Source organism: Salinactinospora qingdaonensis, assembly GCF_039539445.1.
GTDB classification, from domain to species: Bacteria; Actinomycetota; Actinomycetes; order Streptosporangiales; family Streptosporangiaceae; genus Salinactinospora; species Salinactinospora qingdaonensis.
Window position 1 is genome coordinate 125,463 of sequence record NZ_BAABDD010000006.1, and the last position, 12,651, is coordinate 138,113.

Here is a 12,651-nt window from a genome sequence, read left to right on the forward strand (position 1 = left end):
GGGTGGTCTCGTAAAGTGCCCAAGCGAGGGAGTTCACGCCTTGTCTCGCGACTCGGCGTTGAACTCCCTCGTCTCATGCCCAGGATCAGCGCCCTCGTGGAATCTCTCGTTTGGAGGAGAGGGCCGACAGTTCCGAGCGACTGGCACTGCGGGGCCTCATCTCCTGCGCGCCATGACCCAGGAGGCCACCGCCAGGCCAATGGCTCCCCACAGCAGCAGCATCGCGTAGGGCTGCCAGGAGATCCCGCCGGCGGGCACCATGAGGCTTTCCCGGACAGCTTGAGCCGTGTACGTCAGCGGCAGCGGGGCGTGGACGGCGGCCAGCCAGTCGGGCAGGCGTTCGGCGGGGAACGTGATGGGAGAGAACAGCAGCACGAAGAAGACGAGAACCTGGCTGACCACACTCACCAGCCCCGGGGGCAGCCCGTAGACGATGGCGTAGCCCAGGGCGATGCAGGCGATTGCGACGAGCGGTAGCGCCACGGCGATCATCGGGCTCAGCCGGTAGTCCAGGTCGAAACGCAGCCCCGCGGCGATCAGCCCCGCGATGATGCCGGGGATGGACACAGCGATCCAGATGGTGGCGTCGGCGGCCAGTGTCGCCAAGCGTGGCACCGGCAGGGTGCGTTGGTAGTCGAAGAACCCGTTGAGCTTGTCGTCCTTGATGATCTGCGGTGCGATCACCATGGTGACCACGATCACCCCGATCGTGGGGGCGCCGGTGGCGAGGTAGCTCGCGGATTGCTGGTCGACCTCGGGCATGAGGAACGCGAAGCCCAGCACGATCGACACCGAAAGCACGAGCTGAAGAACGGTGAAGAGCACCAGCATGCTGCGCAGTCGCAGTAGCGACCACGTCAGCAGCAGACCATAGCTACGAAACCAGTGACCCGGCCGGCTCAGCCTCATCTCCGCTGCTGACGGGCGTCCCATCCCCGTCGCCTCCGGCGCGCTCGTCGCCGTTGCTGCCGCCGGTGCCGACAAGTCCGACATAGACATCCTCCAAGCTCACAGGGGTTAGCGCGAATTCCTCGATGTCGCCGTTGGCACGGAGGTGTTGCGCCCGGTTGAGGGCTTCCTCGGCGTGATCGGCGGTGATGGGCATAGTGATACGGCGCCCGTCGCGGCGTGGGCTGCCCGCCGTTTCAATTTGGGGGAGCGGCGACTCGGGGGTGGCGGCGGTCAGCTCCAGCCGCAGCTCGCCCTCGGCCCGGGCGCGCAACTCGGCAGGCGTGCCTTCGGCCACCACGTGTCCGGCGTCGAGGATCACGAGGCGGTCGGTGCTGCGCTCGGCCTCGTTGACGTTATGGGTGACCAGCAGCACCGCGTGCCCATCGCCTGCCAGCGAGCGGATGTAGTCCCACAGCAGTCGGCGACGCACCGGGTCAACGTCGTTGGTGGGTTCGTCGAGCATGACAACGCGGCCCGGCTCGACGACCGCCATGCCAAACGCGGTCAGCCGACGAACTCCGCCGGAGAGCCGGTCGCCCGTGGTGTCGGCCCAGGCTTCGATGTCCAGTGCGCTTAGCAGGTGGTTGGTGCGTTCGCGGGCCCGGCTCTTGTCCGCCCCGCGGATGCGGGCCATCGTCGTGATGGCTTGGCGCGGTGTGATGCCCGACAGGGGCGCTTGGGCCTGGGGCATCACAGCGCAGGCGGCGCGGGCGAAGGCGGGCTCGGCCACGGCGTCGCGGCCGGCGACGTGGATCGATCCCGATGTCGGCTTGGCCAACCCCACCACCTGGTCGAGCAGTGTGGTTTTGCCTGCCCCGTTGTGGCCAAGCAGTCCTACGAACTCTCCCTCGCTGACGGCTAGGGAGATGCCGTCGTTGGCGCGTACACCGCGCCGGTACTCCTTGACCAGGTCCCGGACCTCCAGGACGGCCATCGTCGCCTCCTCATGCCAGCGTTCAAATACCAATCAGTATTCAAATACCGCAAAGTATTTGAATACTGTTGAGGATGTCAACCAGCCCGACGAGGCCCGACGACGAGGAGAGTGTGTGGTGGAGGAGCGACTGAGCCGCCAGCAACAACGCGAACACAACCGGCGCAAACTGTTGGCGGCAGCGGAACGAATCTTCGCTGAACAGGGCATCCAGGGCGCCTCACTCGACGATGTCGCCAAGGAGGCCGGGCTGACCAAGGGCGCTGTCTACTCCAACTTCGAAGGCAAGACCGACCTGATCATCCACGTGATCCGCGACCGGATCGGCCCTGAGGAGCAGCAGGGCTTCCTCCAGACCATGGCCGCGCCCGACCTCACCGAAGACGAGCGCCTGGACACATGGGGGCGGGAATGGGCGCGCATCACCGCCAGTGGCGAACGCGAACCGTTCGCCCGAATGCTGCTGGAGTTCATCCTCTACAGCCGACGCAGCGCCGAGGTCCGTCGGCAACTCCGTGAGGTGTTAGCGGCAGAGAGTGTCAAGGACCAAAGCGCCACTATGGCCGCCGCCCTCCCATCCGAGAGCGAACTCGCCCACCTGCCTCCCGAGCACATCCTGCGGCTGATCAACGCCTTGGACATCGGACTGACGATACAGAGCCTCGTTGGGCCCGACATCGTTCCCTACGACCTTTTCCGGGTGGGACTGCGACTCATGGCCGGATTGTCCGTGGCATCGCCCAAGGCCGAGACACCGCAAGCGGAGCCACCGTCGGAGGCGAGTTAGCGCACCGGGCGCGCCGCCGCCCCGTGCCGGCCACACAAAAGTGACGACGCCATGGAAACCCTTATGACAAGACACGTTTCCCTTGTCTCATCCGAGGACACAGAAACAACAATAAAAATAAAATCATAATAATTCGATCACGGAAGATGCAGTCACCACACAGGTGAAATTTCATTGACGCGCAACTCGACGCGCACCCCCAGACGGACAACCAAATAAAACGATTAAGAACCCCCGAAAATCCAGCCACAACACCGAAACAGAAAAATCATAAGCCCTGCACAACACAGACAAATGAAAAAACATGAGAAAAATTCACATCTACCAAGAAAATCGGAACCACTGACGGAGAACATTTTTCACATCTGCCTCAAAACCACGCTCACGACAGGCACACCGCCAAACAACTTACAAAAAACCTCACTACCTACTGGCCAGTACGCCTATTCAGAAAGAAGATTTCTTCCCATATTGGAAGCATGATCAATATCGTCAGCCGCGGCGAGTGGGGAGCTCGTCCGCCGCGAAACCGCAACACTGTCCCCATGGCACGGCGCACCGAGTTCGTCGTCCACCACTCTGCCGGCCCCGTCTCACAGCCGGTGCGCTCCATCCAGGACTTCCACATGGACTCCAACGGCTGGAGCGACATCGGCTACAACCTGCTCGTCGACGCCGAAGGCCGCGCCTACGAGGGACGCGGCTGGGAAACCGTGGGGGCCCACGCCAGTGGCCACAACATCTCCGGCATCGGAGTGTGCTTCATCGGCTCCGACGGCGACGCCACCGACGCCGCCCATGCCACGATCCGCGCCCTCTACGACGAAGCCTGCGACCGAGCGGGCCACACCCTGGTCAAACGGGGGCACCGTGACGTCAACGCCACCGACTGCCCCGGCGACGACCTCTACGCCTGGGTGCGCGCGGGGATGCCCACCGAGGGGCCCGGCGGCTACACCCCCACCGAACCCCGAGTCGTCGCCCCCGGCACCGAACCGCCGTATGCGTTCCCGCTCCCGGCGGGCCACTGGTTCGGCCCGCCCTCCGCCGACGAGCGCAACCACTCGGGCTACTACTGGCCCGACGACCGCCCCCACATCCGCACCTACCAGGAACACCTCGCCGAGCGAGGCTGGTCGATCGGCGTCGACGGCTACCACGGGCCGCAGACCGCCGACGTGGTGCGCGCCTTCCAACAGCAGGCCCGCGACGAAGGCCATACCGAGATCGGCCCCGCCGACGGCCTCGTCGGCGACCGCACCTGGCCCTGGATCTGGCGCAAACCCGTCACGAGCTATGGCGACTGAGACCCACGGTTGCCCCACGACACGAGCACCCCAGAAGTCAGGCAAGCGTCGCCGTGGCCAGCCACAGCGATCACCGCCGGCGACGGTGGCGCACAGCCCCTGATTCGTGTGGCGGACCGGCCGGACCCGCCGACCTGCAAGGCGGCACGCCGGGGAGTCGCCCCCTCGCGCGCATGCGCACCGTCGTGGTAGGTAGGAGCGGTAAGTATGCCCGGGGGTTAAGGGTGCGCCACACCGTGTCCGGGCCCGCTTGCCCGGCGGTGCCGCCCAAGCGGTGTGGAGACGCGCCCGCCGGCGGGGCAGACCGGCGAGCGGCCACCAGTGCCTGACCTCGTGTCGCGGTTGCTGCGGCGGTACCTTCAGGCGCCGCCCATGGCAGCCGCCTCGCGCGGCCCCTCCGGTCATACCGCCGCCTCGGCGAGCGCGGTGAGGTCTCGCCACCCCGGAACCGGCCGCCACCACAGGCGGTCACCCGCTCTGGGGCGCGCGGCAGGGCGGCTTTCGCCTACCGACCGCCGCGCGACAACGGCCATGCCAGGAGGGCAGACAAATGAAGTTCGGTGTCGCAACGTTCATCACCGACGAGGGGATCAGCCCAGCCGAACTGGGGCGCGCTCTAGAGGAGCGGGGGCTGGAGTCGCTGTTTGTAGCCGAACACACCCACATCCCCGCCAACCGGGAGACGCCCTATCCCGGCGGTGGTGAGCTGCCGCGACGCTACTACCGCACCCTTGACCCGTTCGTGCTGTTGGCCTCGGCAGCCACGGCCACCGAGCAACTGGTGGTGGGCACCGGTATCGCGCTGCTGGTGGAACGCGACCCCATCGTGGTGGCCAAAGAGGCCGCCTCGATCGACCTCATCAGCGGCGGACGTTTCGAATTGGGGGTCGGCGCCGGGTGGAACCGTGAGGAGATGCGCAACCACGGCACCGACCCCGCCGGCCGGGTGGCGTTGATGGGAGAGCGCGTCAAGGCCATCAAGCGGATCTGGACGCAAGAAAAAGCCGAGTACCACGGCGACTTCGTGGACTTCGACCCGATCTACTGCTGGCCCAAGCCGGTGCGGGAACCGCACCCGCCCGTTCTGGTCGGTGGCGAAGCGCCCACGGTCATCGACCGGGTCCTGGACTACGGCGACGGCTGGTTGCCCCGGTGGCGGGGCGAGGTCGAACCGCTGCGGGAGCGTATCGCCGAACTGCGCCGGCGCTGCGCCGCCGAAGAACACCCCCGCCTTCCGGTGACCGTGTTCGGGATGAGCGCCAAGCCGGAGACGCTTGCCACCGCCATTGCCGAGCTCGACGCCGACCGGCTGCTCGTCACCCTGCCCACGATGCCGCGCGACGAGACGTTGCGCTACCTGGACGATCTCGCCGCTACGATCGATGGCCTGGCATGACAGGGAAACGGGGTGTGCCTGTCGGCAGGCACCGGATCGGGCAGGAAAAGTCGCGGCATTTCCGGCTGCGCCGTCATGATTTTTCGCCGTTTCCGCGGGAGTGAACCGATAGTGTTTCAGTGGCGCCCGCTGCCGCACCATCCCTCTGAAGTCCTCGCATTGAGAGAGGCGTGTCCGTGACCGAAAAGGCTCATCGCTTCATCTGCCCGGTGGGACGCAAGCACGCCGAAATGTGGGGCGGCGTGGCGCTGGCCGTACTCGGGGTGGCGTTCGCCGTACTCGGCCCCACGATCTGGGTGAACCTGACGGTGGGAGCCCTCCTGCTCGTGGGCGCAGGCGTGCTGGTCGTGCACTCCCTGCGGCTGCGCGCACCGGTGCTGGAGGTCAGCGAGGGCGAGTTCCGCTACGTGCGGGGACGCTACATCGTGCGTATCCCGTTCCGCGACATCGGCTCCTACTACGTCCTACCGGGACGCACCCGGTCGCTGGGCCTGTGCGACCTCACCGGCCGTCCACGGGTCTTCCCCTCCGTGGAGGGTCGGCGCGCCAGCCGCCCCTACCTGCCGTTGACCGCCATGACCTCGCCCCAGCGGGTCGAGGCGTTCATGAACACCGCCGGCATCCCGCACCGCGACCGGTCCCTGACCTCTGGACAGTGAGCGGCGCGGACCTCCCGCGGGGGGCGGTGCCTCAGCGGTCGCACAGCGCCACCCCTGGCCCACAAGCAGCGGGCCGCGGCCCCGATTGAACGGGGACCGCGGCCCATACACGCTGTGGTGCGACGCCTAGCGCGCCGCTGAGTGGCGGGGCGGAGCGTTAGGAGGAGAAGTCCAGGCCCTCGGCGTCCTCGCCCATGATGCCGCTCAGGTAGTCGGGGTTCTCCTGGAGCCAGGCGCGGGCACCGGCCTCAGGGTCGTCCTCGTTCTCGTTGAGGATGAGGTGCTCCAGGGACTGCAACTGCGGGTCGTCCATGGCGAACTCCTGCATCCACTCGTTGACCTCCGGGAAGTCCTCGGAGAAGCCAGTGCGACCGATCGCGTGGATGCTCTCGCCTTCACCCATGGCGCCCTCGGGGTCTTCGAGGTCCTTCAGGTCGTAGTCGCTGTAGGCGATGTGGGGCCGCCACAGCGTCACGACGATCGGCTCCTCGTTCTTGATGGCGTCGTCCAACTCGGTGAGCATGGCCGAGGTAGAGGACTCCACGAGGGTGTAGTCGTCGAGACTGTAGGTGGGGATCGCCTCCTCCTTGGTGGTGCGCACCAAGCCGGAGCCGGACTCAATGCCGACGATCTCGCCGCCGAACATGTCCTCGTTGCCCTTGAGGTCGGCGATGGAGTTGACGTCCTCGACGTAGGACGGGACGGTCAGCTCCAGAGTCGCATTGTCGTACCACGAGCCGAGGTCCTCGACGTTGTCCTGGTGCTGCTCCCAGTAGTCGGCGTGAGTGCCGGGCAGCCAGGTGTCGAGGAACAGGTCGATGTCGCCCTGGGCGATGCCCTCGAACATGGGGGCCACGTCGACATTTTGCAGCTCGACGGTGTAGCCCTTCTCTTCGAGAACGACCTTCCACAGGTTACTGACGGCGATGTCCTCGTCCCAGGGGATGACGGCGATGCTGATGCTCTTCTCGCCGCCGCCGGCGCTCTCGCTCTCCGAGGACTCGGTGGAGACCCCGCCTTCCTCGCTGCCGCCGCAGGCGCTGGCAAGCAACGCGAGGGAGGCAACGGCGGCTCCGAGACCAAGCTTGCGGCCACTACGTTCGATAAATGGCACGTTCTTTCCTCTCTCTGCGTGTAATGAAGGAAGCGCCGCGAACGTATTCACGACAACTCCCGGCGGTGCCCGGCGCCCCGGGCACCTGGGGAACCGTGGAACGGAACCCTCACCTGCGTCTTAGACTCACGTCGAGGCCGCGCGCTGGGCCCGGGCCGCGGGTGAGAAACGGGTGATGGCTCCGGTCAGGCGATCGAGGAAGATCGCCAGAATAACCACCGCGATACCGCCCTCGAAGCCGATCTCGATGTCGGCCCGGGCGATGCCGGTGTAGACGTCGTTGCCCAGGCCGCCCGCGCCGACCATGCCGGCGATGACGACCATGGACAGGCTGAGCATGATCACCTGGTTGATTCCCGCCATGATCGTGGACAGCGCCAGCGGCAACTGGATACGCCGCAGGATCTGGAGGTCGGGCGCGCCGAACGCCTCACCGGCCTCCACGAGTTCAGCGTCGACCTGGCGGATTCCCAACTCGGTCAGGCGCACGCCGGGCGGCATGGAGAAGACGATCGTGGCGATGATGCCGGGCACCTGGCCGATGCCGAAGAAGGCGATCGCCGGCAGCAGGTAGACGAACGGGGGCAGCGTCTGCATGAAGTCCAAAACGGGCTTGATGAGCCTGCTGACCCGGTCGTTGTAGGCGGCGAGGATGCCGATGGGCACCGAGATGATGACCGCGATGGCGGTGGCCACCAGGATGAGCGCGAGGCTGCTCATGGCGGCCTGCCAGCTATTCATGCTGATGATGAGCAGGAAGCCGAGCAGGGTGAACACGCCCAGACGCCAGCCCGAGACGACGTAGGCCAGCCCCGCGAACAGCAGCATCATCAGCAGCGGCATTTGCACGGCGGCGATGATGTTGAGCACCAGGAACAGCAGCAGGCCGACGGAGGAGCCCGCGGCAAGGTACCACTGCCAGCGCAGGGAGGTCATGGCGAAGCTGATGGCGACGAGGGCCGCGATCAGCAGCAGCGCCAACACCAACTGCGGCGCGACGAAATCGGCGCCGAAGAGGTTCATCGCCCACAGGAACAGTGGCGCGGGAAGTGACGTGATCACCGTGGCGACGGCGCCGGTGAACAGCTCAAGCAGCGCCAGCACGGCCCACACGCCCACGGCGATCCCGGCCGGCTTGGCACGCTTGCTCGAGACCAGACCGATGGCGACCAGCGCCGCGGCGATCAGAGTGAGCTGGGTAGGGCTGGGCTCGATGAACAGCCCGCTCAGGGCGTTGACGCTGACCTCGATGACCTGGCCGATCACCTCGAAGAGAGCCGCGAGGTTGATCTGCATCCAGGTGATGATGTCGTCGAACCATTGCCCGACGGGGATTCTGGGGACGTTGACCTCGAACGGAATGAGGGAGGAACTCACTGCCGGCTCCCTTCTTCGTCGGCCACGCCGTCCTCGACAGCGGCAACAGCCTCCGGGGGCTCCTTAGCGTTGGCGTCGGACTCCTCGGACGGGGCCGGCGCGGGAGAGTCGACCGCGGTCTCGGAGGCGGCCGAGTCGGCCGCGGAACCACTGCTGTTCTGGGCCCCCAGCGCGGCCAGCAGGGTCACCCGAGGAATGACACCGACCAGCCGGCCCTCGTCGTCGACGACGGCAAGGGGGTAGGTGCTCTCTGCGGCCTGGTGGAAAAGATCGGCGACAGCGGTGTCGGGGTGCACGCGTTCGATGTCGGTGTCGATGAGACCTTCCAGGTCCTTGGCGTCGCTGCTGAGCGCCTCGCCGATGACGCCCTCGCGCACCGCGCCGACCAACTGGCGGTTACGGCGCACCACGAAGGCGGAGACGGTCTGGTTCTCCCGCATGGTGCGCAGTGCCGTGCGGGGCCCGTGGTTGGGGTCGATGACCGGTATGGGCGGCTCCATGACCGAGGAGGCGGTGAGCACGCGGGTACGGTCGACATCCTCGACGAACTGGGCCACGTAGTCGTTGGCGGGGTCGTTGAGGATCTCTTCGGCCGTACCGATCTGGGCGACGCGACCGTCGCGCAGGACGCAGATGCGGTCGCCCAGGCGCATGGCCTCGTTGAGGTCGTGGGTGATGAAGACGATGGTCTTGCCCAGTGTCGCCTGCAACTCCAGCAACTGAGACTGCATGTCGCGGCGGATCAGGGGGTCGAGGGCGCTGAACGCCTCATCCATGAGGATGATGTCGGTGTCGGCGGCCAGGGCGCGGGCGAGGCCCACCCGTTGGCGCATACCACCCGAGAGTTGCTCCGGCAGCCGGTTCTCCCACCCGTCGAGCCCCACGAGGGCGAGCGACTCGCGCGCCTTCGCCAGCCGCTCCTCGCGAGGCACGCCGCGTACCTCAAGGCCGTAGGCGGCGTTCTCCTCGACGCTGCGGTGAGGGAACAGCGCGAAGTGCTGGAACACCATACTGACCTTCTGGCTGCGCAGACGCCGCAGCGCCGCACCCGACAACTGCGTGATGTCGGTGCCGTCGATCTCGACGACGCCCGAGGTGGGCTCCAGCAGGCCGTTGAGCATGCGGATGAGGGTGGATTTGCCTGAGCCGGAGAGGCCCATGACGACGAAGATCTCGCCGGCTCGAACCTCGAAGTTCACATCGACGACAGCCGCTGTGACGTCGAGGGCGGCGATCTCGTCTCGATGGCGGCCATCGTTGAGTAGTTCGACGGCTCTACTCGCGCGCTTACCGAATATTTTGTAGAGCCTGTCTGCGCGTACTGCTGGCACGGTCTCCTCTTTAGGTCCTTCTTCGGCCGTTGGAGACGACGGCCCACCACTCGGCGAGTCCTCCCACGCCGGCTCCCACGGCATATGTAGCCGGACCCCACAGAGTGACGATCACATCTGGCCCTACTTCAGTCCCATGCCAGCTCCGACCGCCATCATGCGCACGCCACTCTGTGACATCCGTTTTTGGCCGGTAGGTCACCATACAGCCGAAGAGCTGGATATTCGTCGCGAATCGTAACGGCGAAATAACGCGTTTAAGGTTCGGGAAGTCCAAACACCGACCTATGCCAAGCCAAAGAGGCTCCAAGAGAGGGCAATTTGTGATTTACGTCACAGAACCCTCTGCTGTGAATCGAGTCACTAACTGAGGAAATTTCGCAGCTCAGATCACTACTCAACGGGCATCCACATGTCCACGACGTGAGCACTGGTTTCACATTCGCACCGCCCCTCCGCGCCCCTCCGTGCCTCTCGGAACCGCTTCACATAGAGTTGAAACTGTGACGCAGTCTCGGATACGCGGCATCCTCACCGTCATCGGCCTCACGGCGGTGATGTGGATACTGGAGTTCTTGGACGTCCTTTTTGGTAACGCCCTCGACACATACGGTATTCAACCCCGCGATATCAACGAACTCGGGGACATCTTTCTCGCCCCATTCCTGCACTTCGGATTCCAACACCTGATCGCCAACACGCTGCCGCTGCTTGTGCTCGGCGCGCTGGTGGCGTTCAGCGGGTTGGGCCGCTTCGCCGCCGCCTCACTGATCATCATCATCGTCAGTGGCTTGGGCGTGTGGTTCATCTCCCCAGCGAGCAGCACCACACTGGGCGCGAGCGGCCTGGTCTTCGGCTATTTCGGCTACCTGGTGCTGCGCGGCTTCGTTGAGCGCAAGACGAGCGACATCGTCATCATGATCTGCGTGCTCATCTTCTACGGCACGATGATCTTCGGAGTGCTGCCGGCTAACGAGGGCGTCTCCTGGCAAGCGCACCTGTTCGGCTTCCTCGGCGGCCTGCTCGCCGCCTACCTGCTCCCCAAGCGCCAGAGGCCGGCGCCGCTGACCGGCGGCTATGGAGCGAGCGGCAGCTATGGCGGCTACGGGGGCTACTGAACGAGCGGCGCTCCCGGTTTCTAGTCTCCGCCGCCTCTGTGACCCATGTGCCGCTGAGGATGGCCCCGCCCGTGGCGTGGGCCCGGCGGAGAGCGAGCAGCGACGCTAGATCCGTCTGCGCGAAAAGTTGACGTAGGAGCGCGAAGGCGTTGGACCGCGCTGGTTCTGGTAGCGAGAACCGTGACGGGGTGAACCGTAGGGGTACTCGGCGGGGGAACTGAGCCGGAACATGCACAACTGGCCGATTTTCATGCCGGGGTAGAGCTTCATCGGCAGCGTCGCCACGTTGGATAGCTCCAGTGTGACGTGGCCGGAGAAGCCGGGGTCGATGAAGCCGGCCGTGGAGTGCGTGAGCAGCCCGAGCCGCCCCAGCGAACTTTTGCCCTCCAACCGGCTGGCGAGATCGTTGGGCAGCGTGACGATCTCGTGGGTGGAGGCGAGCACGAACTCTCCCGGATGCAGGATGAACGGCTCATCGTCGTCGGGCTCGACCACGCGCGTCAGATCCTGCTGCTGCACAGCCGGGTCGATGTGGGGGTACTTGTGGTTTTCGAAGACCCGGAAGTAGCGATCCAGCCGGACGTCGATACTCGACGGCTGGATGAGTTCGGGCTCGTAGGGGTCGATGGTGACACGCCCGGACTCGATTTCGGATCTGAGGTCGCGATCGGAGAGCAGCACGCAGACGAACTTACCGGCTGCTCCGCCCGCGAGTTACCGACCACTCCCGCGCCTCAGATAAGGTAATGTTCGTTGCAGCCGCACAAACGGCTGCGGACTGCGGGTGTAGTTCAATGGTAGAACTTCAGCTTCCCAAGCTGATAACGCGGGTTCGATTCCCGTCACCCGCTCTCAGCAGAGAAAGGCCAGGTCAACCGGGACAACCCGGGACCTGGCCACACTTGTTTCAAGGGGCGCTCACGGCCCCGCGTGCCCGCTGTGTGCCCGTCGCTCAGCCGTCGGTGCCGGCCGAGGGCGAACCGTCGCCGTCGTCGTCCCCCTCTGCGTCGTCACCGTCGGTGTCGTCATCGGCGGGTTCCTCGCTTTGCCGCGCATCTTCGAGCTCCCGCGCGGCCCGCTCCCCCAGCGCGTCAGCGAGTTCCCGCGCCCGAGCGTCGCGCGCGTGCAGGTACACCATGGCCGCCCGCGTACTGGAGTGCCCGAGCCGGTTCATCAACTCCCGCAGCGAGGCCCCAGCTTCAGCGGCGTAGGTGTTGCCGGTATGGCGCAGGTCGTGCAGGTGAACATCCTCAAGGCGCCGGCGCTTCGCGCCGACGCACCCGCCCTGTGGGGTGCGCTCGGGCTGCGGGCTGCCGCCCGGTCCCGAACGCACCCCACAGGCCGACAAAGACGAAAGACGAGAGTCCCCACCGGTTTCACCGGCAACGCCCCTGAGACAGAGAGACGCGCGCCCCACGGCGCCGAGCAGGTCCGAACAGCGCCACACCATCCGCTCTCACGGGTCCTGTGGTTACTCGTGTTCTGGGACCCGTGGCACACGATCGCGCGACCCTGTCTGTCTGTGGTTACCGACCCCAGCGCGATCGAGCACCACGGACCGGAAACCGTGGTTGCTCGCTCTTGGGGTTGGGGACGGTGGCTAGGCACCGTTGCCGAGGCCCCACCGCTTGGGTTGCTACGCCGGCCACTGTGATCGAGTGATTCCAGCAGGGCAGA

The 12,651-nt window shown here is 65.9% G+C and carries 11 protein-coding genes, 1 tRNA gene and 1 pseudogene; 6 read left to right on the forward strand and 7 right to left on the reverse strand.

Annotated features, from left to right (window positions below):
* Positions 1 to 156: 156 nt before the first annotated feature.
* Together ABD848_RS08520 and ABD848_RS08525 are read right to left on the reverse strand one after the other, a co-directional pair.
* Complete coding sequence (locus ABD848_RS08520; protein WP_344969340.1) at positions 157 to 909, reverse strand: ABC transporter permease; 753 nt, start codon at positions 907 to 909, stop codon at positions 157 to 159.
* Complete coding sequence (locus ABD848_RS08525) at positions 875 to 1,885, reverse strand: ABC transporter ATP-binding protein (protein WP_344969342.1); 1,011 nt, start codon at positions 1,883 to 1,885, stop codon at positions 875 to 877. Before ABD848_RS08525 ends, ABD848_RS08520 begins: the two co-directional genes overlap by 35 nt.
* A gap of 58 nt (positions 1,886 to 1,943) precedes the next feature.
* Between ABD848_RS08525 and ABD848_RS08530 the strand changes: the two genes are divergently transcribed.
* The 4 genes from ABD848_RS08530 (at position 1,944) to ABD848_RS08545 (ending at position 6,034) form a co-directional block, all read left to right on the forward strand.
* The gene (locus tag ABD848_RS08530; RefSeq protein WP_344969345.1) at positions 1,944 to 2,672 is read left to right on the forward strand and encodes a TetR/AcrR family transcriptional regulator; all 729 of its coding nucleotides are present in this window, start codon (positions 1,944 to 1,946) and stop codon (positions 2,670 to 2,672) included.
* A gap of 479 nt (positions 2,673 to 3,151) precedes the next feature.
* Positions 3,152 to 3,979 carry a peptidoglycan recognition protein family protein gene (locus ABD848_RS08535; RefSeq protein WP_344969347.1) on the forward strand — a complete coding sequence of 276 codons (828 nt, stop codon included), beginning with the start codon at positions 3,152 to 3,154 and terminating at the stop codon, positions 3,977 to 3,979.
* Between the two features lie 550 nt (positions 3,980 to 4,529).
* On the forward strand, positions 4,530 to 5,375 hold the full coding sequence (locus tag ABD848_RS08540; RefSeq protein ID WP_344969350.1) for an LLM class F420-dependent oxidoreductase: 846 nt from the start codon (positions 4,530 to 4,532) through the stop codon (positions 5,373 to 5,375).
* Between the two features lie 230 nt (positions 5,376 to 5,605).
* The gene (locus tag ABD848_RS08545) at positions 5,606 to 6,034 is read left to right on the forward strand and encodes a hypothetical protein (RefSeq protein ID WP_344969687.1); all 429 of its coding nucleotides are present in this window, start codon (positions 5,606 to 5,608) and stop codon (positions 6,032 to 6,034) included.
* Positions 6,035 to 6,191: 157 nt separating this feature from the next.
* On the opposite strand, the gene ABD848_RS08550 is transcribed toward ABD848_RS08545, so the two are convergent.
* The 3 genes from ABD848_RS08550 to ABD848_RS08560 all read right to left on the reverse strand — a co-directional run bounded on the left by ABD848_RS08550 (position 6,192) and on the right by ABD848_RS08560 (position 9,856).
* Positions 6,192 to 7,148 (reverse strand): glycine betaine ABC transporter substrate-binding protein, encoded by a 957-nt coding sequence (locus ABD848_RS08550; protein WP_344969352.1) that lies wholly within the window; start codon positions 7,146 to 7,148, stop codon positions 6,192 to 6,194.
* A gap of 126 nt (positions 7,149 to 7,274) precedes the next feature.
* Positions 7,275 to 8,525: an ABC transporter permease gene (locus tag ABD848_RS08555; protein WP_344969354.1), complete on the reverse strand. Its 1,251-nt coding sequence runs from the start codon at positions 8,523 to 8,525 to the stop codon at positions 7,275 to 7,277.
* Positions 8,522 to 9,856 carry a quaternary amine ABC transporter ATP-binding protein gene (locus ABD848_RS08560; protein ID WP_425567473.1) on the reverse strand — a complete coding sequence of 445 codons (1,335 nt, stop codon included), beginning with the start codon at positions 9,854 to 9,856 and terminating at the stop codon, positions 8,522 to 8,524. The genes ABD848_RS08555 and ABD848_RS08560 overlap by 4 nt, the downstream gene beginning before the upstream one ends.
* Before the next feature lie 503 nt (positions 9,857 to 10,359).
* On the opposite strand from ABD848_RS08560, the gene ABD848_RS08565 reads away from it, so the two are divergent.
* Positions 10,360 to 10,974, forward strand: coding sequence for a rhomboid family intramembrane serine protease (locus ABD848_RS08565; protein WP_344969356.1), 615 nt, complete (start codon positions 10,360 to 10,362; stop codon positions 10,972 to 10,974).
* 105 nt (positions 10,975 to 11,079) lie between these two features.
* On the opposite strand, the gene dcd is transcribed toward ABD848_RS08565, so the two are convergent.
* Positions 11,080 to 11,655, reverse strand: a complete 576-nt coding sequence (gene dcd / locus ABD848_RS08570; RefSeq protein ID WP_344969358.1) for a dCTP deaminase — start codon at positions 11,653 to 11,655, stop codon at positions 11,080 to 11,082.
* A 99-nt stretch (positions 11,656 to 11,754) separates the two neighbouring features.
* Here dcd and ABD848_RS08575 point away from each other — a divergent pair.
* Positions 11,755 to 11,825 (forward strand) — tRNA-Gly (locus ABD848_RS08575).
* A 101-nt stretch (positions 11,826 to 11,926) separates the two neighbouring features.
* Here the strand turns inward: ABD848_RS08575 and ABD848_RS08580 are convergent.
* Positions 11,927 to 12,229, reverse strand: a pseudogene (locus ABD848_RS08580) (tyrosine-type recombinase/integrase); the annotation flags it as partial.
* Positions 12,230 to 12,651: the final 422 nt, after the last annotated feature.

Coding starts and splice junctions, on each gene's coding strand:
- ABD848_RS08525 (WP_344969342.1), bottom strand. CDS start 1,885: ATGGCCGTCCTGGAGGTCCGGGACCTGGTCAAGGAGTACCGGCGCGGT.
- ABD848_RS08520 (WP_344969340.1), bottom strand. CDS start 909: ATGAGGCTGAGCCGGCCGGGTCACTGGTTTCGTAGCTATGGTCTGCTG.
- ABD848_RS08545 (WP_344969687.1), top strand. CDS start 5,606: ATGTGGGGCGGCGTGGCGCTGGCCGTACTCGGGGTGGCGTTCGCCGTA.
- ABD848_RS08540 (WP_344969350.1), top strand. CDS start 4,530: ATGAAGTTCGGTGTCGCAACGTTCATCACCGACGAGGGGATCAGCCCA.
- ABD848_RS08535 (WP_344969347.1), top strand. CDS start 3,152: ATGATCAATATCGTCAGCCGCGGCGAGTGGGGAGCTCGTCCGCCGCGA.